This is a genomic window from Pseudomonas sp. GD03842 (genome assembly GCF_029841165.1).
GTDB lineage: Bacteria > Pseudomonadota > Gammaproteobacteria > Pseudomonadales > Pseudomonadaceae > Aquipseudomonas.
The window spans coordinates 56,261-76,662 of record NZ_JAOCEA010000002.1; the positions used below are offsets into that span (position 1 = coordinate 56,261).

General features: G+C 56.8%; 31 protein-coding genes. 22 read left to right on the forward strand and 9 right to left on the reverse strand.

Annotated features, from left to right (window positions below; all coding sequences use genetic code 11):
* Nucleotides 1–36 precede the first annotated feature (36 nt).
* The 4 genes from N5D61_RS02705 to N5D61_RS02720 all read right to left on the reverse strand — a co-directional run bounded on the left by N5D61_RS02705 (nt 37) and on the right by N5D61_RS02720 (nt 1,502).
* A complete protein-coding gene (locus N5D61_RS02705; RefSeq protein WP_279890616.1) occupies nt 37–384 on the reverse strand; it encodes a hypothetical protein in 348 nt (115 codons plus the stop codon).
* Nucleotides 385–475: 91 nt separating this feature from the next.
* On the reverse strand, nt 476–937 hold the full coding sequence (locus N5D61_RS02710) for a hypothetical protein (protein ID WP_279890617.1): 462 nt from the start codon (nt 935–937) through the stop codon (nt 476–478).
* Nucleotides 934–1,170: a hypothetical protein gene (locus N5D61_RS02715; RefSeq protein ID WP_279890619.1), complete on the reverse strand. Its 237-nt coding sequence runs from the start codon at nt 1,168–1,170 to the stop codon at nt 934–936. The genes N5D61_RS02710 and N5D61_RS02715 overlap by 4 nt, the downstream gene beginning before the upstream one ends.
* Nucleotides 1,167–1,502 carry a hypothetical protein gene (locus N5D61_RS02720; protein ID WP_279890621.1) on the reverse strand — a complete coding sequence of 112 codons (336 nt, stop codon included), beginning with the start codon at nt 1,500–1,502 and terminating at the stop codon, nt 1,167–1,169. Before N5D61_RS02720 ends, N5D61_RS02715 begins: the two co-directional genes overlap by 4 nt.
* 1,504 nt (nt 1,503–3,006) lie before the next feature.
* On the opposite strand from N5D61_RS02720, the gene N5D61_RS02725 reads away from it, so the two are divergent.
* The gene (locus N5D61_RS02725) at nt 3,007–3,324 is read left to right on the forward strand and encodes a DUF1654 domain-containing protein (RefSeq protein WP_279890623.1); all 318 of its coding nucleotides are present in this window, start codon (nt 3,007–3,009) and stop codon (nt 3,322–3,324) included.
* Between the two features lie 49 nt (nt 3,325–3,373).
* On the opposite strand, the gene N5D61_RS02730 is transcribed toward N5D61_RS02725, so the two are convergent.
* The 3 genes from N5D61_RS02730 to N5D61_RS02740 form a co-directional block, all read right to left on the reverse strand.
* A complete protein-coding gene (locus N5D61_RS02730) occupies nt 3,374–3,805 on the reverse strand; it encodes a hypothetical protein (protein ID WP_279890625.1) in 432 nt (143 codons plus the stop codon).
* Nucleotides 3,802–5,661 carry a DEAD/DEAH box helicase family protein gene (locus tag N5D61_RS02735; protein WP_279890627.1) on the reverse strand — a complete coding sequence of 620 codons (1,860 nt, stop codon included), beginning with the start codon at nt 5,659–5,661 and terminating at the stop codon, nt 3,802–3,804. The genes N5D61_RS02730 and N5D61_RS02735 overlap by 4 nt, the downstream gene beginning before the upstream one ends.
* A 112-nt stretch (nt 5,662–5,773) precedes the next feature.
* Entirely contained in the window at nt 5,774–6,985 is a 1,212-nt protein-coding gene (locus tag N5D61_RS02740; RefSeq protein WP_347881572.1) for a LexA family transcriptional regulator, read from the reverse strand.
* An 83-nt stretch (nt 6,986–7,068) separates the two neighbouring features.
* Here N5D61_RS02740 and N5D61_RS02745 point away from each other — a divergent pair, with 83 nt between their 5' ends.
* The 13 genes from N5D61_RS02745 to N5D61_RS02805 all read left to right on the forward strand — a co-directional run bounded on the left by N5D61_RS02745 (nt 7,069) and on the right by N5D61_RS02805 (nt 14,236).
* Nucleotides 7,069–7,491, forward strand: coding sequence for a phage regulatory CII family protein (locus tag N5D61_RS02745; protein WP_279890629.1), 423 nt, complete (start codon nt 7,069–7,071; stop codon nt 7,489–7,491).
* Between the two features lie 145 nt (nt 7,492–7,636).
* Nucleotides 7,637–8,296: a phage regulatory protein/antirepressor Ant gene (locus N5D61_RS02750; protein ID WP_279891112.1), complete on the forward strand. Its 660-nt coding sequence runs from the start codon at nt 7,637–7,639 to the stop codon at nt 8,294–8,296.
* Nucleotides 8,296–9,042: a DnaT-like ssDNA-binding domain-containing protein gene (locus N5D61_RS02755; RefSeq protein WP_279890631.1), complete on the forward strand. Its 747-nt coding sequence runs from the start codon at nt 8,296–8,298 to the stop codon at nt 9,040–9,042. The genes N5D61_RS02750 and N5D61_RS02755 overlap by 1 nt, the downstream gene beginning before the upstream one ends.
* Complete coding sequence (locus tag N5D61_RS02760; protein WP_279890633.1) at nt 9,039–9,752, forward strand: replication protein P; 714 nt, start codon at nt 9,039–9,041, stop codon at nt 9,750–9,752. Before N5D61_RS02755 ends, N5D61_RS02760 begins: the two co-directional genes overlap by 4 nt.
* Nucleotides 9,752–10,270 carry a hypothetical protein gene (locus N5D61_RS02765; protein WP_279890634.1) on the forward strand — a complete coding sequence of 173 codons (519 nt, stop codon included), beginning with the start codon at nt 9,752–9,754 and terminating at the stop codon, nt 10,268–10,270. The genes N5D61_RS02760 and N5D61_RS02765 overlap by 1 nt, the downstream gene beginning before the upstream one ends.
* Complete coding sequence (locus N5D61_RS02770) at nt 10,270–10,641, forward strand: phage protein NinX family protein (RefSeq protein WP_279890636.1); 372 nt, start codon at nt 10,270–10,272, stop codon at nt 10,639–10,641. Before N5D61_RS02765 ends, N5D61_RS02770 begins: the two co-directional genes overlap by 1 nt.
* A gap of 103 nt (nt 10,642–10,744) precedes the next feature.
* The gene (locus tag N5D61_RS02775) at nt 10,745–10,975 is read left to right on the forward strand and encodes a hypothetical protein (RefSeq protein WP_279890637.1); all 231 of its coding nucleotides are present in this window, start codon (nt 10,745–10,747) and stop codon (nt 10,973–10,975) included.
* Nucleotides 10,972–11,274 carry a DUF1364 domain-containing protein gene (locus N5D61_RS02780; protein WP_279890638.1) on the forward strand — a complete coding sequence of 101 codons (303 nt, stop codon included), beginning with the start codon at nt 10,972–10,974 and terminating at the stop codon, nt 11,272–11,274. Before N5D61_RS02775 ends, N5D61_RS02780 begins: the two co-directional genes overlap by 4 nt.
* A complete protein-coding gene (locus N5D61_RS02785; RefSeq protein ID WP_279890639.1) occupies nt 11,271–11,702 on the forward strand; it encodes a VRR-NUC domain-containing protein in 432 nt (143 codons plus the stop codon). Before N5D61_RS02780 ends, N5D61_RS02785 begins: the two co-directional genes overlap by 4 nt.
* Complete coding sequence (locus N5D61_RS02790) at nt 11,699–12,997, forward strand: site-specific integrase (RefSeq protein ID WP_279890641.1); 1,299 nt, start codon at nt 11,699–11,701, stop codon at nt 12,995–12,997. Before N5D61_RS02785 ends, N5D61_RS02790 begins: the two co-directional genes overlap by 4 nt.
* The gene (locus tag N5D61_RS02795; RefSeq protein WP_279890643.1) at nt 12,997–13,311 is read left to right on the forward strand and encodes a hypothetical protein; all 315 of its coding nucleotides are present in this window, start codon (nt 12,997–12,999) and stop codon (nt 13,309–13,311) included. Before N5D61_RS02790 ends, N5D61_RS02795 begins: the two co-directional genes overlap by 1 nt.
* A gap of 2 nt (nt 13,312–13,313) precedes the next feature.
* On the forward strand, nt 13,314–13,697 hold the full coding sequence (locus N5D61_RS02800) for an antiterminator Q family protein (protein WP_279890645.1): 384 nt from the start codon (nt 13,314–13,316) through the stop codon (nt 13,695–13,697).
* A 176-nt stretch (nt 13,698–13,873) separates the two neighbouring features.
* Entirely contained in the window at nt 13,874–14,236 is a 363-nt protein-coding gene (locus tag N5D61_RS02805; RefSeq protein ID WP_279890646.1) for a hypothetical protein, read from the forward strand.
* A 41-nt stretch (nt 14,237–14,277) separates the two neighbouring features.
* On the opposite strand, the gene N5D61_RS02810 is transcribed toward N5D61_RS02805, so the two are convergent.
* Nucleotides 14,278–14,610, reverse strand: a complete 333-nt coding sequence (locus tag N5D61_RS02810) for a hypothetical protein (protein ID WP_279890647.1) — start codon at nt 14,608–14,610, stop codon at nt 14,278–14,280.
* Between the two features lie 685 nt (nt 14,611–15,295).
* Here N5D61_RS02810 and N5D61_RS02815 point away from each other — a divergent pair.
* Genes N5D61_RS02815 through N5D61_RS02825 form a run of 3 tightly spaced genes read left to right on the forward strand, consistent with a single transcriptional unit; the run spans nt 15,296 to nt 16,162 of the window.
* On the forward strand, nt 15,296–15,622 hold the full coding sequence (locus N5D61_RS02815; protein ID WP_279890649.1) for a phage holin, lambda family: 327 nt from the start codon (nt 15,296–15,298) through the stop codon (nt 15,620–15,622).
* Nucleotides 15,623–15,627: 5 nt separating this feature from the next.
* Nucleotides 15,628–16,005, forward strand: coding sequence for a hypothetical protein (locus N5D61_RS02820; protein WP_279891113.1), 378 nt, complete (start codon nt 15,628–15,630; stop codon nt 16,003–16,005).
* Nucleotides 15,992–16,162 carry a hypothetical protein gene (locus N5D61_RS02825; protein WP_279891134.1) on the forward strand — a complete coding sequence of 57 codons (171 nt, stop codon included), beginning with the start codon at nt 15,992–15,994 and terminating at the stop codon, nt 16,160–16,162. The genes N5D61_RS02820 and N5D61_RS02825 overlap by 14 nt, the downstream gene beginning before the upstream one ends.
* A gap of 316 nt (nt 16,163–16,478) precedes the next feature.
* On the opposite strand, the gene N5D61_RS02830 is transcribed toward N5D61_RS02825, so the two are convergent.
* Nucleotides 16,479–16,871 carry a response regulator gene (locus N5D61_RS02830; RefSeq protein WP_279890651.1) on the reverse strand — a complete coding sequence of 131 codons (393 nt, stop codon included), beginning with the start codon at nt 16,869–16,871 and terminating at the stop codon, nt 16,479–16,481.
* Nucleotides 16,872–17,049: 178 nt separating this feature from the next.
* Between N5D61_RS02830 and N5D61_RS02835 the strand changes: the two genes are divergently transcribed.
* The 5 genes from N5D61_RS02835 to N5D61_RS02855 all read left to right on the forward strand — a co-directional run bounded on the left by N5D61_RS02835 (nt 17,050) and on the right by N5D61_RS02855 (nt 20,249).
* Nucleotides 17,050–17,265, forward strand: a complete 216-nt coding sequence (locus N5D61_RS02835) for a hypothetical protein (protein ID WP_279890652.1) — start codon at nt 17,050–17,052, stop codon at nt 17,263–17,265.
* A 62-nt stretch (nt 17,266–17,327) separates the two neighbouring features.
* A complete protein-coding gene (locus N5D61_RS02840) occupies nt 17,328–17,504 on the forward strand; it encodes a hypothetical protein (protein ID WP_279890654.1) in 177 nt (58 codons plus the stop codon).
* Nucleotides 17,495–17,869 (forward strand): HNH endonuclease signature motif containing protein, encoded by a 375-nt coding sequence (locus N5D61_RS02845; protein WP_279890655.1) that lies wholly within the window; start codon nt 17,495–17,497, stop codon nt 17,867–17,869. Before N5D61_RS02840 ends, N5D61_RS02845 begins: the two co-directional genes overlap by 10 nt.
* Nucleotides 17,870–18,029: 160 nt before the next feature.
* Nucleotides 18,030–18,515 carry a phage terminase small subunit P27 family gene (locus N5D61_RS02850; protein WP_279890657.1) on the forward strand — a complete coding sequence of 162 codons (486 nt, stop codon included), beginning with the start codon at nt 18,030–18,032 and terminating at the stop codon, nt 18,513–18,515.
* Nucleotides 18,516–20,249, forward strand: a complete 1,734-nt coding sequence (locus N5D61_RS02855) for a terminase large subunit (RefSeq protein WP_279890658.1) — start codon at nt 18,516–18,518, stop codon at nt 20,247–20,249.
* Nucleotides 20,250–20,402: the final 153 nt, after the last annotated feature.

Below are 20,402 nucleotides of genomic sequence, written 5' to 3' on the forward strand. Positions count from 1 at the left end.
TCGTGAGGGAGGGTGTCGCGGAGGTGCTGCGGGAGATCAGGTACGGGGATTTATTGGCGCCTGATCCCGGGTGAACAGTTGGTCATGCTTTTCCTGGAACAGCGTGATCTTGCCGCCCGTCCCGACGTACATCGGCGTGTCCAAGCTTGTGTTCTCACTGCGGGTGCCGCGCTTGGTTGGCACTTTGTAATCGAGCTTGTGTTTGATCTTCACCTGATGGGTTTCGCCGATCTGGCTGAAGTCCAGAGTGATGACCAGTTTCCCGGCTTTGCCATGGTCGACGACGCCTGAGGCGACTTCGGAAAGGGCGTGACCGATCTGGCTGGCAAACGCGCCGCCGTTCAGTTCTTCGAAGAATTCGGCGGTATCCGTTGGTGTTGGCATGGTGCTTTCTCCGAGATGGGCTGCAGCCCGCTGGGTGGGAGTTGGTGTTGAATATCGCGTTTGCGCCGCAGTGGGGACTTGAAGATTCGTCTCACGCGGCAACCTTGAGCTGGCGCCAAGCGCCTACGGAAGAGAGCAGGGCTGAAACCTGCTCGTCGCTTACTTCGATGATCCCTGGCACCGCGAGCCAGCCCATGCCGATGCGGTGGTTCGGATTACACTCGGCCTTCACCTCGTCGTAGAAGTGCTCGACCAAGTCAGCAAGGCTGGCTACACGGTGGATGCCGTCAGGCGTGAAGACGGTCATCTTGATGTACTCGGTGCCGTCATCCTTCACGCAGACTCCGGCAATGTGCATCGTCCAGCGGTGGGCGATATCGCAGAGTGCGTCGGCCACCGGCCGGGACCGAATTTGTTTGCCGGTCTTCCAGTTGATCATGATCTGCAGGCCACTCGGGTCGATGCTGATCACTGCAGCGTGGTTGGTGCCGAGCAGGGCGCGCATGCTGCGTTCGACCTGGGCTTTGCGGTTACAGGGTTTGCGTTTGCTCATATGGCCTCCGTGATGCGGCGGAGCTTGTTGCGTTCGGTGACGCTCAGTCGCCGGCGCTTGCGAGAAAGCACGTAGTCGGGGTCGATGAATTTGCTGCGCTTGGCAGGCGGCGCTTTCTCTGGAAAGGACTCAAGCGGCTGGATCTTCTTGCCGGTAGAGAGAAAGTGGTCGATTTGCACGCGCAGGTCTTCGATGATCTGTTTCCGCGGATCAGGCAGGGGGACAAAGTTCACGACACATACCCCAGAGCAATGAAAGCCAGGAGGATGGTGATGAACACCGCAGTCCACCGAAGCGTGAGCCGGGCGAAGTTGCCAACTGTCACCTGGGCGGCCTGAGTGAAGTCAGCCACGTTTTCGAAGCTCTGCGCGGCCCGGCACGCGCTGTTGTGCCCGGCGACCTCAGCGCGCTCGACGCCGGTCTGGCGATCGAGCACGCCGAACAGGTTGTTCTGATGTGGGACCACGACGAAACGCGGCTTGGCGTTGAACTCGGCCGTGGCTTGCTTGGTGCGCTGGCGCAGCACGTCGAGGACGGCCCGCTTTTGCTGAATTGTCTGATTCATGTCCTTTCCCTCAGTTGGTTGCGTTCATTCGTCAGCACTCTGGCCGCCTGCTTGTTGCCGATGGGCGCAGGGGAGAGTGCTGGCGGATAAACGCTGGGCGAGAAAAAGCCCTGTCGACGCAGGGCTTTTTCTTTTCTCACTGGCTCAACGAGGTTACCCCCCTACGTTGGCAGTTATTCCAGAGTCGCGTGGGGCGGTAGTCCGGGCTCGCTGGTGTGCTACATGGCTGCAAATCCTCCGCTTGGTGCGCGCCGGATGATGGCGGGCGCTCGCCTGTCTTCAGGTTTGATGCAGGGGGCCGCTTGCGCGGTGTGGACTCGTCCGCATCGGAGAGTGATCGAAACACCAGGTCGCTACGCCTGCTTGTTTCCCGCCGGATTTTTGGTGTTGGCCGTCTTGCACACACCGGCCCAGGAGATTCACGGGTCTTTGCGATCCTACCGTTGCAGCCCGCTCGGGCACGCTTCGGTCACTCTCCGATGCGACCTCTTCGAGGTTTTTAAAACACACCCCAGTGAGCATTAACTCGCTTAATGCTCACTGGGGTGAGGATAAGGCCAGCTAGCGAGACCTGTTGATGCTCAGCTGTAATCCATCACTTCGCAGTGCTCGTGCACTACGTGGCGCCGCAGAACGTCGCTGTATCGATGCGTTGAAACGCATTCCCTGACGGCGTTATCAGGGCCAATCGAACTCAAGACGCTGGTTCGGTTGGGCTTCACACTGAAACTGACGCGACCCATTACCTCATCTGAGCGATAGCCAGCTGAGGTGATACCGTTGCTTTCCCCGCTGCAATAGATTCCTTGGAACATTTCCTATCCTCCGGTTGATTTCCCGTCTGGCCCTCAACCTCGAAGGCCAGCCAGTGAAACCTGGTAGCGCTACGCCGCCGATGGCTTCGCGCTTTCGTGTGTTCGGCCTTGAGCTTCCCTGTTCACTCCGCGTAGATCGGCTTCCACGGTGTGGTCATGGGGTCAGATATTCGCTACACGACAGCCACTGCAGCTCGGCGGCCCGGTGGGTGTGGGCAGTCCGTCGTGGGTTGCCGGTCCGTATTCCGGCTGGTCTGGCTACTTCATTGGCAGGTTCCTCCTCTGTCGTTTGTTCCGCTCCATGCGCGGCGCCGGATTCATATCTCTGCCCAGGTCACACATTTCGTGGACGGTGTTCTTCCCGGGTGGCTTGCATGGTTTGGCGTGCTCGCGGTTTGGCGAGCCCGGCAGCTATCCAGAGGCTGCGTGGGCGACGGTTTAGCTTTTCCCGACCCAATGGGTACGTCGCGGTGGTCACGTCGAATTTTTAAAGAGCGGCGGGGGGTTGCCCATTCGCCGTGAAGCCGCTGGCGATGGAGTAAATATGAACTACAGGTTCAAATTGAGTCAAGTACCAAAAGTACATATTTTGCTTTTGCTTCCGATCTGGGATTTACGGAGAACTGAAGGTTCGCTATCCTCGGCTTCGTCTGCTGGATATATATACAGTGTTATGGAAGGAGGTGCGTATGGCAGTTCATGGAAAAATGACCCCCCCACAGTCCAACGGAATGACCGGGATGGAGCGCTTAGCGCTGCGCGTGTCGTCGATGATCAATCACCCGATCGCCCAAGAAAGGCGCGAGGTCAGGATTCATCGGCTAGACACGGACGGAGAGAGGGAGTGGAACGAGATCGTGAATGCAATCTCAGAAGCGGACGGGATCGACCTGACGCACAATCATGAAGATGCGTCGATTACGCTGAGGTGGGAGCCGACAGAAGGTGATGAGAAGCCCGCGCAGGCGTCGGATCCATTCGATACAGAAGAGCCGGCGCCTTTCTGAACTGCATAAAGAAGCCCGCACATGTGGCGGGCTTCTCCCAAGCGTCAGTTTAAGCCACCGCTTTCAAAGCAGTTCGGACTCGGTGATGCAAATCTACTGGCAGGGTTGCCAAGGAGGACGAGATGCGTTCGGGCGAGTAACCGGCCTCAAAAAGAGCGGTTGCAAGATTCTCGATCGCTCTAGCGGTGGCTTCTTTGCGAGACCATTGTGTTGAATATCTGCCTGCACCGACCTTTTGCTCGACTAAGAGAAGTATTCTATCAGCGTCGTAGGTATAGCGGGATTCCACCGTCTGTATTGATTCAGCGCCTTGATCGATGTAGGAAAGAGTAAAAGTTACTGTTTGGTCAGAATTTCTCTTGCTGCTAACGGTACGATATTCATCATCGAAGATGTTGTCGATCAGCTCACTGGGCTGCACTCCTTTGGTGACATATAACGCCATTAGAGCATTAACGGCAATGTTTACGCCTTCCTTCATTTAAGCATGCTCCTTAGCTCTTCAATGATCGTCGGAATGTAATCAAGACACTTTATTAACATCTTGTTGTCTAAAGCGTCCCGCTTTCCGAAGCGGGAGTATAGCTTGCTGTTGACAAATATCACAAGAACTGCGTCGTTGGCCTGACCGTCGGTGATGCGCGGCACAATTTTCTTGAAATGCGCAGAGAGGTTGGTCCCCTTGGGATCTATTTGCTTGTCGAACAAGAGGCTAGCAGCCTCATCTTGGATCCTTTTCTTGAGGATCTCTCGGAGTTTTTGCCTAGCCTGCGCGGGCCGTTTTTCAATTAGCTCGGGATCGATATGTTCAGACGCTTGTTTTGTTTGGGAGTCAACTACAATTGACCGTATCTTCCGCAGCGTTTCTTCGTCTAGCACAGTTCCAGCATCTTTGAGGATCTGTACTTGAACATCTGCCGCAGCTTCAATCTCTTTCCGTTTTTGTTGGAAGATGGCGTTAAAGTCTATATCTGCGAGGTAGGAGTCTTGGGTTGCGACAAAGCTCTCTGAGCTTGCTACCCCCGCAAGAGTGTTGTCACGCTGTACATAATCCAGATCCAAATCAGAGTATTCTTTCGTGCGCTGTTGTTTTGCACGATCAACTTCAGTTTGGAACAATGACCACATATCATTAAGGCCAGTTTCTTCATGGTATATAACGAGCGCGTTGTTATCTATCTCGAACGCCGTTATTTCTGCGGCAGGGATTGCTCTCAAAACGCGCCCTACAACCTGTGCAAAAGCGTTGATGCTTCGATATGGGCGGAATAACGCCAGGACAGTCAAGTATCTATGGTCATAGCCTTCCATAAGCATGTTTACGGAGACTACTACCTCGACCTCGTTCCGTTCAATTTTCTTAAATTCGTCATCCCTGACTTCAGGATCCATCTCGCTGTGAACAAGTGCCACCTTCATCCCTCGCTCCAAATACCAGGTGCGCAAATCCTCAGCGTGCAAGATGCTGCATCCGACAGCGAGTATTTTATGAGGGACGGTTTTTGATTTCTGACGGAGGTCATTCAAGCTTTTGATACTATGATTAATGACGTCCTTGGAACATGCCTCCGACAATGCAACACTTTTCTCGATCCATTCTGCATCTTTGTACGCGAGGACCTGGTCTTTAGTAAACTGTCGGTTTGGGAATGCAGGCATCGTGAAGTAAAGGTCGGAAGCGTTAACGGTCTCTTTCCTAAGCCATTTCACGTATTGGTCACGCATCGCTTCAGACAGCTTGGTTTGGTGAATCAATTGTCCTGGGACGGCAAGTCCATCTCCGCGGAATGGGGTGCCAGTTACAAAAAGTTTTTTTGCACTATCAAAATAAGCCAGTACTTCCTTCCAGCTGTTTGCTGGAGCGTGATGTGCCTCGTCGACAATGATCATGTCGAAATAGTCCCGCGGGACCTGTCTGACCAAGCTGGTCTCTCTGCTTTGGGATAGCTGGTGAATATTAGTGTAAATAAACTGGCTGGCGTCCAAATGTGTGCGTAATAAGTTCGGGCTGTATTCAGTGGTGACAGGTAAGTGTTTGTAGTTAAAAACTATATCGAAATTAACCCAAAAATTGTCATGCAATGCGTCTTGAGTTTTGCGGATGCTATCCTTCGTGACCAGGCCTGGGGTAACGATCAACACGCGCCCATTGGCTACACCATATGGCGCGATCGAGATAAGACCGCTTTTCCCAGTCCCGGTAGGTAGGACTACTAAGGCCTCCCGATTGTCAGGGTTGCCGAAAAAATCCCTGATTTTCAGGTATGCCTCGATTTGGGGCGTTCTAAGTTTTGTGTTCCCTTCGATGTTGAATGGCGTATCTATGAAGTAAGACATAAACGCTCCCTGCTTGTCGTTGAGGTTGAATCGAAGTTTTGGATAACTTGAGTAGGGTCCTGATGGACAGCTATTAGCTGAATGATCCTTCGCCTAGGTCCCCAAAATTCCGCTAAACCAAATTTCCGTTCCACACGAATAGCACACGGGCCTGGATGTATGTCTCGTCTACAGAGATATCCTCGGCCTTGTGTTTCCGGTTGTCGGAAATCATTTTGAATTTGTCCTTGCCTTTCATCTGCAAACGCTTGATGTACTGAAAGCCACCGTACGAGAAATAGTAGATCCCGTCGCCAACGAATTCCTTAATGCTGATGTCCACCAGGCAAGGGTCGCCATGCTTGATGGTCGGCGTCATCGACTGTCCCCATCCGGTGATTACCTTCAGGTGGTAGTGCTCCTTGAACTCAACGCCCATCGAGCGGAGTTGGGAAGGGCTGACGCGCACGTCCTGGAGCATCTCAGGGAAGTCATGGGCAACCTCGCCACCACCCAGCGCGCCGCGCACATCGTAGTGCGCGATCCACACTTCGTCGCCGACCTTGCCGACGCCTGGCTTATAGGCATCGTTTACCAGGACTTCGATGCTGTCATCCTGATCGGTTCCTTCAGCCACCGATAGAAGCTTTTGCAGACGATCTTCATCCAGCGTCTTGCCGGAAAGCATCTGGCGGATTTTATCGGCGGCCGAGGTCGGCTTTGAGAGCGTCGTTTTTTCGCTGCTTGCATATATCTCAGGCTCTGGTCCAGCGCCGGAGCCATGCTGGAGCCATTCGATTTTCACGCCAAGGAATGAAGCAATGGCCTGCATCTTGGCCGGCCCTGGAAGCGACTCGCCATTGAGCCATTTACTGGCAGCTTTAGGTGTGACCTTAGCAATTTCCGAGAGCCGAGCACCCGCTCCCCAATGGTCAATCCCCTTCGCGGCGAGTGACTGTTTGAGGCGCCCGGAAAATGCGGAGCGTATCTCTTCGATCTGAACCATAGGTTCAATATCGCATGCGCTTGCATGTACTTTCAGTTCCGACATAACATGTACTGAAAGTTCATAATCTTCGGAGGCCGCATGAGCGCGCTTAAGAGATCCATCGACGATGCCGGCGGCGTGCCTGCGGTCGCGGCTGCCTGCGGTAAGTCTCCTCGTGCTGTGTACAAGTGGCTGGCAGCCGATTGTCTCCCCCGCACCGAGTACACCGGCGAGACCAAATATGCCCAACAGATCGCTGCTCTGGCCGCTACACAAGGAAAGCCCTTCGACTTCGCTTGGCTGCTTACGGAAGCCCAGCCCGGCAAATCTGTCGCTTAAACACTTTGGCTCTGCCATCGAGTCGTCCCTGAAGTTTTGATGACGCAAATCTACCGGCCAAGGCACAAGGCCACCACGGAAAATGTATTGAGGGTTTACGAATGGAAGATTTCCTGCGGGCTTGTCACGCGGCAGTCAAGGAAAGCGGAGCGGAGGAGTTGGCCGGAAAGATGTGCCTGGCTCATGTGAGCCTGTTGCAGCGCTCCAACCCTGACAACGCTGCGCATCATCTGACCATTGAGCACCTGTTCGGGATCCTGTTGCACACCGGCGACATGCGACCGCTTGCGGCCCTGGCTGATCAGTTCGGCTTCGAATTGGTAGCGAAATCCGCGCCAGCTCCAAAAGTACTGACGTCGTCGTTGCTGCATGTCTCGAAGGAAATCGCTGACCTGACGTTGGCTGTGCACAGCGCGCTGGCAGACAACCATGTGTCCCAGATCGAGAAGCAAGCCATCCGCAAAGAGATCGACCACGTTCGGCATGAGCTCAACGTGATGGAAGAGTCGGTCAAGGTCGCCTGAAACGCAGGCACAAAAAAGCCCGGCGGCAACCGGGCTTCTTCAACAACACTTGTGAGGTCCGATTATGCACACCACGACCACTCAGAGCAATAGCCCGCCTGATTCGTCAGTTTTCCCGATTGAGCAAAACATGACGCGTCAGGTCATGTCGTCCCGGCTGATTGCCGAGCTCACTGGCAAACAGCATTTCCATGTGAAGCGCGACATCGAAAAGATGCTCACCGACCTAAAAGAAGATACATCCAAGTTTGGATGCATCTATCTGGACGGGCAAAACCGCAAGCAGACCGAGTACCTGCTCGACCGCGAGCATACCGACTGCCTGCTGACCGGCTACAGCGCCCCGCTGCGCATGGCCGTTGTTCGCCGCTGGCGCGAGCTGGAAGAGCAGGCCGCGCCACGCATCCCCGCCAACTTCGCCGAGGCCCTGCAGCTTGCTGCTGATCAGGTTCGCGAGAATGGTCGTCTGCTCGGACTGATCAAGTTGCAGGCGCCAAAGGTCGCCGCGATCAAGCGATTGGCAGCCGCCGAGGGCGCGATCTGCATCAGTGATGCCGCCAAGCAACTGGGCATGGCCCCATACAAGCTTTTCGACTGGATGCAGCAGAACCGGTGGATCTTCCGTCGCGGCGGTTCAAAGCGCTGGATCGCCATGCAGCCCCGCATCCAGTCCGGTTACCTCAAGCACAAAGTCACAGCGCTGCCCCCCGACACCGAAACCGGCGCGGATCGCGCTGCATTTCAGCCCCTCGTTACTCCGAAAGGTCTGACGCGTCTGGCTGAGATATTCCAGGAGGGCAAGTAATGGCCCGTATTCGTTCGATCAAGCCGGAATTCTGGACCAGTGAGCAAGTCATGGAGTGCAGCCCGATTGCACGCCTTCTGTTCATTGGCATATGGAATTTCTGCGATGACGCTGGCAATCATCCGCTGTCCCCGAAAACCTTGAAGGCTTTGGTCTTCCCAGGTGATGACATCACTTCTACTCAGGTTTCCGACCTAGTCGCCGAACTGGAGTCGAAAGGTCTGATATCGATCTACTCCCACTCGGCGAAGCTCTATCTTCACGTCAACGGCTGGCATCACCAGAAGATCGACAAGCCTACGATTAAACACCCTGCATACGTCGCATCAGTCGGCGAAACCTCTTCGAGTACTCCACGACAACTCGACGACAACTCGTCGAGTGCTAGCGGAGGCCTCACCACCGGAGTGGAAGGGGAGGGGAATGGAAGTTCTACACACTCTCCGCACGTGCCGTTCGCGATGTCGCTGGACTGGGTTCCAGACGCTGGACTGCTCAGCGCTTACGCCGTTCGAGCTGGGTTGGGCGCCGCGATCTTCACCCAAGAGGCGATCTCCGGCTTTGTGCTTCACCACGAAGCGAAAGGTCTGGCTCAGACCGAGAAGCAGTGGGTTGCCTCGCTGGTTGGCTGGGTAAAGCGTGACGTTGCAAAAGCGGCCAGAGTCGTGCCATTCGCGCCGCGCCAGTCTCTTCAGGATTTCGATGACGACGCAACAGATTGGAACGACCAAGGAATTGGCCAATGAAAAACGTGGCGGCCGTTACGACTGGCCTTTGGGCCAAAGTTCAGTCTGGCCAGTACATCGGCAAGGATGAGGCCTTGCCTGCCGATGTCCAGGCGGAGATCAATCGGGAAACTGCCGTGGTAATCAACGGCCTGTTCCGCCAACTGCGAGCGATCTTCCCGGCCTGGAAACAGGCTTGGCCTGACATGGCTGCCTACAAGTCAGCCAAACAAGAATGGCTTCAGGCGTTTCTGGAGGCGGGCCTTCGCAGCCTCGACCAACTGAAGTTTGGTTTGATGGGGGCTCGCCAGTCGGGCCGTGACTTCATCCCTGCACCTGGTGTTTTCATAGCCTGGTGCACTCCCACCGCTGAAATGCTCGGACTCCCGACACTTGAGGCTGCCCACCGCGAAGCATGCCGCAACGCTCATCCGTGCATGGCCGGGCAGGGAAGGTGGAGCCACGACGCCGTTTGGCATACGGCCAAAGAGTGCGGGTTTGAAAACCTGAACAAGCTTGAAACCGCTCTCAGCCTGAGGCTGTTCGAGCGCAATTACGCCATCACCGTGCGCCGTCTCATCGAAGGCTTGCCGCTCCAGAAGATGCCACTGGCCCTGCCTGCCGAGGTCGCTGCTCGCCGTACACCGGACGTCGGCAACAACGCATTGGCCAAGATTCGGGCAATGCGTGCTGCAAGTTCCTCCGCTCAATCGACTGCGAAGGTGAGCTAATGGCTTTTACGGAATCCCGCATTCAGCAGATTTTGGCAGGTCAGTCCTCGACTGCCCAAAAGATCTATCAACACGTCCCCATCCAGGAGCCGTGGAGCGCCCATGACATCCACTGCGCCGCCCTCAAGGCCAACGCCACGTCAGTTTCTGCTCACGCCGTGCGCCGTGCGCTTGGCGAGCTAAAAGACGCCGGAATTATCCGCGAGCCCCAGGGCAGCAAATATCAGCGGGACGCAACCACAGTAAAACTCAGGATTGAAACGCCCATGCAGAAGCCAGCTATCGAAGTCGTCACGCCGATCAAGAAGCAGGAAGTCAATGCGCTTGATGCTCTTGCAGGCCTGTCTGCCGAGGTCGTGGCTCTGGCCGATGATTTCACCGCCCGCATGAAAGCGATGGCGACCCGCATCGAAGAAGTCGCGCTATCGGTGGAGGCTGAGCGTGAAGGCAGCGCCCAGGCCACGGCCAAGCTCAAGCAACTGCAGAGCTTGCTCAAAGAAATTGGCGGTGCAGCCTGATGGGCGGACTCGTCGAGGTGCCGGTAGGCGAGCTCACAGGCGCAGCGCTTGATTGGGCAGTGGCCGCAGTGGAAGGCGTCAGTGTCGCCCTGTGTCCGCCGGCCTACGGCAACGGCTGGCGCGTTCGATATGAGTTGATTCATTGCCAGGCCAAGTACTCACCCAGTTCTGATTGGCATCACGTGGGTCCGGTGATCGAGCAGAACCGCGTTGCCTTTCGCCCGGAGTCGGGCGCTTGGGCTGCTGGCGTGGAATCGTCGGGCGCACCGGTCGAATGGCACCACGCCAATGATCCTCTTGTTGCCATCTGCTGTGCAGTGGTTGCCCACAAGCATGGTCCCTTCATCCAAGTCCCTCAGGAGCTGGTCTGATGCTCACGATCGCCGTTGCAGCGCTGCATTACGGGTTCCTATTGCTGGAGTCCGCGTATTTCCAGGCGGTGACGCCCGTCGATTATCAGTTCGGGGGCGGCCTGTGAACTCTCACATCGCTCGCACCAATACCACCACTTTCAAAGCCACTGTCTCGGAAGCCGAGATAAACGAAGCACTGTGCAACCTCCTCGCGAAGAAGCACGGCCACAGCCTGGAAAGCGACAACGTCCGGTACAGGGGCTGGCACACCACCAAGACCTACAACGCCACGCTCTCACACGCTTGGGAGATTGAGGTAACTGTCGATCATTCACGGGAAACCGTCGCATGAGGCAGACCAAACTCACCAAGGCCGCGCGCGGGCGCGACTGTCAGATCCGAGTGCCGGGCGTGTGCAATGGCAACCCGGAAACAACCGTGCTCGCGCATTTCCGCCTGGCGGGCACGCGCAGCGGGATGGGTATCAAGCCGAATGACCTGCAGGGCGCCTGGGCCTGCTCGGCCTGCCACGACGCTGTCGATGCGCGCAGTAAGACCGAGTTCAGACACGACGAGCTTCGCGTCATGCACATGGAAGGCATCGTGCGCACGCTCGATATCCTGGTGGCGGAAGGGAAGGTGGCAGCGTGACGGCCCTCAAGCTCAAAACCTACAAGCCAAAGGCCGTGCGCGCTCCGCGGATTGATCGCGAGGGCCTGGAGCAGGCAGCGCTACTCGCTGAGCTGAAGGTGCGCTTTCCTGAGGCATGGGAGCACATCCATCACGTCCCCAACGGCGGGCACCGACACAAGGCCACCGCGGCGAAGCTGAAAGCTCAAGGCGTGAAGGCGGGCATTCCCGACTTGGTGCTGACCATGGCCCGCGGTGGGTATTTCGGCCTCTACATCGAGTTCAAGGCCACTCCGCCAAACGACGCTGCGGTCTCCAGTAGCCAGCAAGCCTGCATCCGCCGCCTGAACGAGCAGGGCTATCTCGCCATCGTGTGCCGGGGGCACTTCGACGCCATGGAGCAGATCCGGGCGTATCTCCGACTGCCGAAAACTGTGGTGGCCGCATGAGCAAGACCCGCGCTGTGAAATTGTACGACGCCGAGATCCGCCGCCAAGCCGCCGACCTCGCCGTGCACGACCTGCGCGACCCACGTCACCCGGGGCTGTACCTGCGTTTCGGCCAGGATCGTCAGCGCGGGTCGTGGTACCTGGTCAAGGGCAAAGCCTGGAATCGCATCGCACGGTGGCCAGATCTGGGCGCTGCCGCTGTGGTGGCGGAGTTACCTGCGCTGCGTCAGCGGCTGCTGAATGACCCTGACGCCGCTGTCGCCGTCGGCGGCCTTGCTACCTGCGGCCAGTTGCTGGACTGGTACGGCGACCGCATGAGCCGTGATCGTTCGCTGTCCGCCAAGCGTAAGACCGGCTCGTTGTCGGCCATCAAGTGTCACCTGAAGCCGCGTCTGGACTCGACGCCGATTCGCAGCCTGAATGCCGCCGTCCTGGACAAGGAATTGATGTGGCCAGCGCAGCAGGAGCTTTCCCTGTCTTATGTCCGGCAGTTGTTCGGCCTGCTGGTGGTTGCGTTCCGCCAGGCGCAAAAGCTGGGCTTGATCGACACCAATCCCATGGCGGGGATCAAGTTCGTCGACTTCACCAAGGCCCGGATCGTACCGAAGGCGGCACGGCTGCGCGGCGTGCACTTGGTCGACGTGGTGCCCATGCTGGCCGGCCGCTTCGAACAGCAGCCGGGCGAGGCCATGCTGGCGCTGATGATGCTGTGCCATGGGACGCGTGTCGGTGAGACCCGGCAGGCGCGCTGGGCGGATATCTCTATCCCTGACGGCGAGTGGTTCATCCCTGCCGAGAACACCAAGACCCGCACCGAGCATCGCTTGCCCCTGACCGCACAGGCCAAGGCCATGCTGAGCCGTTACCGCGCAGTGCAGATCGCCCAGGGCTATGAAGGCATCTACCTGTTCCCTACACGGCGTGGCAGGGCGCTGAGCGAAGGGCAGGCGAGCGCCGTGTTCAACCGGATCGGTCAGGGCGAGTGGACCAGTCACGACCTGCGAAAGGTGGCTCGCACGGCGTGGACCGACCTTGGCATTGACGGCCACATCGGCGAAATGCTGCTGAACCATTCGCTGGGCAAGATCGCCAGCACCTACATCAACACCCAGGCCCGCGAGCAGCGTCTGGCCGCCTTGGTGAAGTGGCACAACTGGTTAGATGAACGTGGCTTCAAGGCTATTCACAACCTGACAGACGCCCAATACGAAGATTCGCAAAACCCTGCGCAAGCCTCGAACGGCGTGGGCTGCGAGGCATATTCAAACATTGTGAATGGCGAGGTTTTGAACTGATGAAAAAAAGCCATGGCCCCGCCTTCCGCCGCGAACTCAAGCCGCTGATGGAGTGCTCGTGGTGTCGCGGTGCGGGTCGAAAGAAAGAGGTTTTTTATGAGATCGACTGCATGCGCTGCAACGCATCTGGATGGGTAAGCCAAGGGACGGGCGAGGCTTTGCCGCTGGGGGAACTCGTGCCGCAACTGAGCATGCGATTGCGCAATATGGCCGCCGAATTGAACCGGGCTCGCCAAGGGCAGGGTGGGGCTCAGGAGCAGTACGAACAGAACAATCGCCGGGGCGCCGGCGGAACGAATTACACAGGGGACTGAGCATGAACACACGTAAGCCGCTGCACCGCCCGCTGGGCGACACAGAAAACATGCTCGAGCAATGGGGCTACTGGCGCATGAACGGCATGGGTGTGCCCAGCTATGCCTCGCCGATGTGGGCGATCATGCGCGACGTCCTGCCATCGGAATCGAAGGGCTACACTATCACTGACGATCTAGCCTGCGTTGTAGACGCGGCGGTCGCCAAGCTGTGCAAGCGCGAGCAACAGTTGGGCGACATGATCTGGCTCTACTACGGCGCCAAATGGCCAGCAGTTCGGGTTGGCCGCCATTACAAGGTCAGTGAAATGAAGGCGCGCGAGCTCATCAAGGCAGGTGCGGCCTGGATCGACTGCGTGTTGGAGACAGTGCGGGAAGCAGCATAAAACAGTTGTCCATATGGAATAACCCTGTTTTCATGGCACGGTGTTCAACGCATTGAGCGCGACACCCAGTCAATTAAGCCACGGCCAAGCGCTGGGTTTTTTATTGGCGGCAGTCTTTTGACTTCCCTCTGATGTCGATATGATGGCGATCAAGCCATCATCAAGAAGGGAATCTCATGCAGTCGTTATTTGCTAAAACGTTTGGCGGATTGAGCGGGCCGGTGTACCTCCGTCACTTTTTGTTCGGTGCAGCGATCGCCGCTTTGCTTATCAGCATCTCGCTCAGTGGTAATCACAAGGCAAACTTCGGTTTCATCGTCTTTGCGCTGATCAATACTGTCCTCTACCCATACGCCAGGTTTGTGTATGAGAGCGTCGTGGGATACATCGTTGGCAACAACCAGTTCTACTTCAACGCTGTGACGTTCGTTGTCGCGAAGTACTTCACGATAGCGATGTGCTGGGCATTCGCAATTTTCATTGCACCTGTAGGGCTCGTCTACCTCTTCATCCGAAACAGCAGGAACCCGACCATGTGACGCTAAACAAAGCCCGGCCGTTGCGTCGGGCTTTTGATGTCTTACATCCCAAAAAATCGAGGCGGCGTGTAGTAATGATCCAATTTCATAAGCGCCTCGAAGCCTTTAGCAGTGATGATGTGCTTCGGGCCGATTTGATGGTTCCGGTGGAGGACAAAACTTTCCTCAATCAGCCACTGTAGGACCGAGCGTACCTCGTTGTTTAGGTCGTGCCAGTCAGCACTGACTGCGAGATCTCCATCCACATAATCAACCTTTTCTTCGCTCAGCCCGATGCACGTCGGATCCGGATGGGCAGGGTTGGGAAACCTTTCGTATAGATGTCGCAGAATGCGCGTTGCCACTTCGTCAAAGCGTTCGATATTCAAAGCCATACACACCTCCATGGTGTTCGAAATACTGAGGTTAAGGTAAAGCGGGTCGGCTGTATGGAAGAGTGGTGCTCAATCAACCAAAATTGGCCTGAGGAAAGGGGAGCATCGAGCAGTTGCATTTGCCTTGGCTGACTTCAGGGACGCGTTTTCATTTCATATTGCTTTCAGTTATGCGCCTGCCTAGGACAGAGGTTCCAACGCACCTTTGCCACGCCTTGCGTTTCGGCGAATGTTTGTATGAGGCTGAGATACAGCCGCTTTGGCAACGCATCAGATGGAAGACCGGAGTGAAGGATGGCGATAACCCAAGCCTCGGTCTCATTCATGCGATATGCCTCATGAAGCGTAACTACTTTTACGCCCTGCAAAATGTAATGGATTTCATAGGTCCTAATTGAATGGCCGGTACCAGGCCAAGTGTCTGATGCGCTATTTAGGCTATTAATGATCATCCCGTTGACCACCCCCCCGTCGGTAACTCCAAGGCGTTAGCGCCATTAAGCAGACAGTCGAGTCAGAGCTGCAGGTTCTGTGCCACTAGGAGTGGTGCGACTGAAATGTCAATTCAGTCGTGTAATGGACTCGTCTGTGTGACTGGGCGAACGTTTGACAAGTTTCCCATACGAGCCTCGGCATTTGCCGGGGCTTTTTTATTTCTCCGCTCCCGTGCAGGGAGGGCAGTCGGATGTCGACGATGCCTGAAAAGACTCCTGAATTCTGGGCTTCGCTCTGGCTGGCACTGAGCAATCCACTTTGGCAGGGCGCAATTATGGCCTTCGCAATCTCGCTTCTCCGGATCATCTGGGACGCCAAGGAAACCAGCGTTCGCAGAACCTTGGCCGAGTCTCTGATCTGCGGTGGTTTGAGCCTGTCGGCCAGCACACTGATCGACTGGATGGGTTGGCCTGCGAACCTCTCGATTGCTGCCGGTGGCGCGATTGGCTTCATCGGTGTGAGCGCCGTTCGTGAGCTGATCATCCGCTTCATCGGCCGCAAGGTGGACACCCTATGAACACCATCAGATCGCTGGCTCTAGCTGGCTTGGTGCTGCTCGTGGCGCTGCTGCTGATCGGTATCCAGCAGTCACGCGTTATCGCCCTTCGCGGTGAGGTCGCCATCGAGACGAAGGCCAAGCAGGACGCCCTCGACGCCAACACCGAAAACCAGAAGACCATCAGCACGCTGCAAGCCGAGGTCGCAAGGAACGAAGCCTATCGGCTCGACCTGGACAAGCGACTGAAGGCAAGCGAGCAGAAAGCCGAACAGGCGAGGAAAGACTTTGAAGACCTCAAACGGAAGAGCCCGGCTGTTCGCAATTGGGCTGATCAGCCTTTGCCTGACGGCCTGCGCAGCAAAGCCCCAGCCAGCAACAAAGACAAGCGTGGTTCGAAGTGAGCCGCCGGTCATGGTGCCGTGCGAGCGCACCAGTGATGACACCTACGGCCTGTACAGCAACGGCGATGTTTGGGGATTGAAAGATCACGCCATCAAGCTGCTGGACACCTGTGCCGATCAGGTCGATGCCCAGATTCAGCGCAGTAAATCGAAGTGAGAGTAAGCTACGCTTATTTCACCAGTCGTAATTGAGGCTTGCCCATCGCCGTGATCGGTCTCGCCGTGCGGGGGTAATTTTTTAGCTGTGCTTGTAGCTTACTGTTGGCGTCAAGCAGCATAGATACTGCGCTAATGAGCCTAGGGTCATTTATTGGGCCCTCCGTGATCGAGTTCAAAGCTGTCAGTTGAGCCTCGAGAACGGTGTGAAGCGTTGAGAGTTCAGTAAGGGCATCCACTCCGGATTCCTCGAATATGATGTGGGTGATGACGCCCGCCGCGTTCGCTGTATCCGCGGCAGCAACATACGAAGGCCATTAGCTGGCAGTGAGGCGCAAAATCAGCGCCTCCATGATTTCAACAGACCAAGGCTTTGAAACGTATGTGATACCCGATTCCAGCCTATAAGCCGCGCCCCTTACGCCAGACGTAACAACGATAGGAAGTCCAGGGATTACCGACATTGCTTCGACTGCCAACTTCCCCCCGTTTGCCGTTCCCGGCATATGGAAGTCAGTCCACAGCAATCGGATCTCACTGGCCCCCTCACGCATAAATTCCAATGCTTCGTCCGCATTGCTGAAAATCAATGGCCTGAAGCCAAGCTCTGTGACCAGTTCGACCATGGCGTCTAACTGTAGAGGATCATCTTCGACCAGCATCGCTGAGCCGGAGCTTGCCGGCCGAGCTGGTAGATCGTTGTGAATCATCGCTTAGATTTCCATCAAAAGCGCGGCGCTGCCCTCACGGCCGCGCCGGCTTCCGCCCGTTGATATGGTCTGTCAGTGGGTGGCGACTATGCCAAACATCGTGCTCAAGTGCAGCACCAAGTCAACCCAATCGACGAGATGCGCCTGATTCTTGCCGCACACACCGGAGCAACCCAATATGGCCAGAGCACCGAAAAACGTACATCAACCAACAGCACCCGCGCCCGAAGCGGCACAGGGCGTAAACGTGAATGCTGAGGTGGGACGCCTAGAACGAATGATCAACGCGGCCACTATCAACGCCAAGACTGGTGGTTTGCCCAACGGCTACATCGTCGCCGTGCTTCACGCTCTGGCGTTGAAGGAAACGCAGCGGTTGCTCGGGCAGGAGTGACATGAGCTGTAGTGGATGCGCCGCCCGGCGCGATTGGATCAAGAAGTGGTCGAGGATTGGGTATGAACGAGCGCGTGATCTCGTTGTTGGAAAGGACCGTGGCAGCGCAGGAGGCTCAGGCCCAGGCGATGGCACAGATAGCCGAACGTCTCGACCTGCTGATTCAAGCAATGGCGGAGGAATCGGAAGATCCTGACGCTCAGCGACTGCGTTACATGGATGGCACGCCATGCCGTTGAGGCCACAGAAGCCCTGCAATGCCCAAGGCTGCAAGGCACTGACCCGGAACCCTCGGTACTGTGATGCCCACCTCCACCTGCTCAAGAGCCATGTCCGTGAGAAGCCCCGCGAGACAAGCGCTGCGCGTGGCTACGGCTACAAGTGGCAGCAGGCCAGAGCGGGGTGGCTGGTCAAGCATCCGCTGTGCGTGCACTGCGAGAGTCGGGGCAGGGTGACTGCAGCCAGCGACGTAGACCACATCACTCCACACAAGGGTGACATGGAGATGTTCTGGGACCGCACCAACTGGCAGAGCCTCTGCGGGCCGTGTCATTCGGCCAAGACGGCTGCCGAGGATGGCGGATTCGGTAACGCGAGGCGCTGAACCCCAAAAAAATCTCGAAAAATCAGAAAAAATGCTTGAAATTAGATGAATTATCGTTTTTGGGGTGGGGGAGGGTCAAAAGTCCAGTGCCTTCCGCTTCTAGACCGCGCCCTCAATCGTTTTTTCACACCCGCGAAATTAAAAGTTTAGGAGTTGCGCGATGGGAGGCACCGCCACGGTCGCCGGCCGTGGTCGCAAACCCAAGCCGACGGCGAAGAAAGCACTGGCCGGAAACCCTGGCAAGCGTGCGTTGAACACGTCTGAACCTAACTTTTCGACGGTGCAAAATGTCGATCCGCCCGAGTGGCTGAGCGAGCGCGCTGCCACGATGTGGAAAATGATCGTACCCGAGCTGCTGCGCGAGAAGGTCGTTGCCCTGACCGATCTGCACAACGTTGAAGCCTTCTGTGTAGCCTATGACAACTGGCGGATGGCGCAGGAGTCGGTGGCGAAGCACGGCATTGTGGTCGCCGGCGCCACCGGCGGACCGGTGAAAAACCCCGCACTCACCGCGGCGAACGAGACGATGCGGCAGATGGTGACTTTCGGCTCAATGCTCGGCCTGGATCCTGCCAGTCGGACGCGTTTGATAGGCGGGAACAAGGAAAAAGAAACCAACGAATTTGCCAAACTTTTGAGTTCATAGATGCCCAAGGCCCTGCACCCCAACGTCGACAAGGCGATGGCGTGGGGTCGGTCTGTGCTCCGAGGAAAGGTTCCGGCTTGCCGATTCATCCACTTGGCTATCCAACGCCACTTTGACGACCTAGCAGCCAGCCGCAAACGCGGGTACCGGTTCAAGTTCGACCCGGCCAAGGCGGAGAAGAAGCTAAAGCTTATTCAGCTCCTTCCGCACACCAAGGGCGAGTGGGCGTTCAAACGCCAACTCATCACGCTTGAGCCGTGGCAACTGTTCGGCATGGCGGTTACGTTCGGCTGGGTCCGGAAGAAGGGTGGCCACCGTCGTTTCCGCGAAAGCTACTGGGAAGTGCCGCGCAAAAACGGAAAATCGGTCATCGCGGCCGGTGTCGGCATCAGCATGTTCGTTGCGGACGGGGAGTACGGCGCTGAGGTCTACTCCGGTGCGACGACTGAGAAGCAGGCGTGGGAGGTTTTCAGGCCCGCGAAGCTGATGGTCAGCAAGTCTCCGATGCTGATCAAGGCGGCAGGCATTGAGGTCAATGCCTCAAACATGAACATCCCGTCCGACTTTAGCCGCTTCGAGCCGCTGATCGGTGACCCGGGTGACGGTGCTTCGCCCAGTTGCGCGATCGTGGACGAATACCACGAACACCGCACCTCGGCTCAATACGACACCATGCTTACCGGCATGGGCGCCCGCCGCCAGCCGCTGATGTTCATAATCACCACCGCCGGCGCTGATATCGAAGGCCCATGCTACGACAAGCGACGCCAGGTAATCGAAATGCTCGAGGGCACCGTCCCCGACGAAGAGCTTTTCGGTTTCATCTGGACCTTGGACGAAGGCGACGACTGGACCGACCCGAAGATGTTGGCCAAGGCCAACCCGAACCACGGGGTGTCGGTGTTCCAGGAGTACTTGGAGAGTCAGCAGGCCCGGGCAATTCGGTCCGCCCGATTCACCAACACGTTCAAAACGAAGCACCTCAACCTGTGGGTCAGCGCGAAGTCCGGCTTCTTCAACATGGAGGACTGGAAATCTTGCGAAGACAAGACGCTGACGCTCGAGCAGTTCGAAGGGCAAGAGTGGATCGCGTCATTCGACTTGGCCCGCAAGTTGGACATGAACTCAAGGGCGCGTCTGTTCTGGCGGGTGATTGACGGAAAAATCCATTACTACAGCGTCGGGCCGAAATTCTGGGTTCCGTACGACACCGTTTACAACAGCGACAACAAGCGTATGTCGGAGCGGTACCAGGCATGGATCAACTCCGGCCACTTGGAAGTGACCGACGGCGCCGAGATCGACTACCGCGAGATCCTTGAGGACACCAAGGAGGCAAATCACCAAGCTCCACTTCGCGAATCACCAATCGACCCACATGGCGCGACAGGATTGAGCCATGACCTTGATGATGAAGGGTTCAACCCGATCACGATCACCCAGAACTACACCAATATGTCGGACCCCACGAAGGAGCTCGAGGCAGCCATCACTGCCGGACGTTTCCATCATGACGGCAACCCGATCATGACCTGGTGTATCGGCAACGTCATCGGCAAGAACCTCCCAGGCAATGACGATGTGGTCCGTCCGATCAAGCAAGGCGATGACAACAAGATCGACGGCGCCGTTGCGGTGATCATGGCCATCGGCAGTGTGTTGCGGATTGTCGCTCAGGGCAGCGGTGGCGCTGAACAACTTATGGCTTCTATCCGAGACCCTATCTACCAATGAACACGCCAACCATCCTTTATCTGACCGCAGCTCTGTGTGGCTTTGGCCTGGTCACCTCGGGCGTCTACAACCTGGCCGGAACCGGTTGGGCTCTTATTACGGGCGCTGTCTGCTGTTTTGTTGCAGCGGCGTTCATCCGCAGAGGGTTGAGCA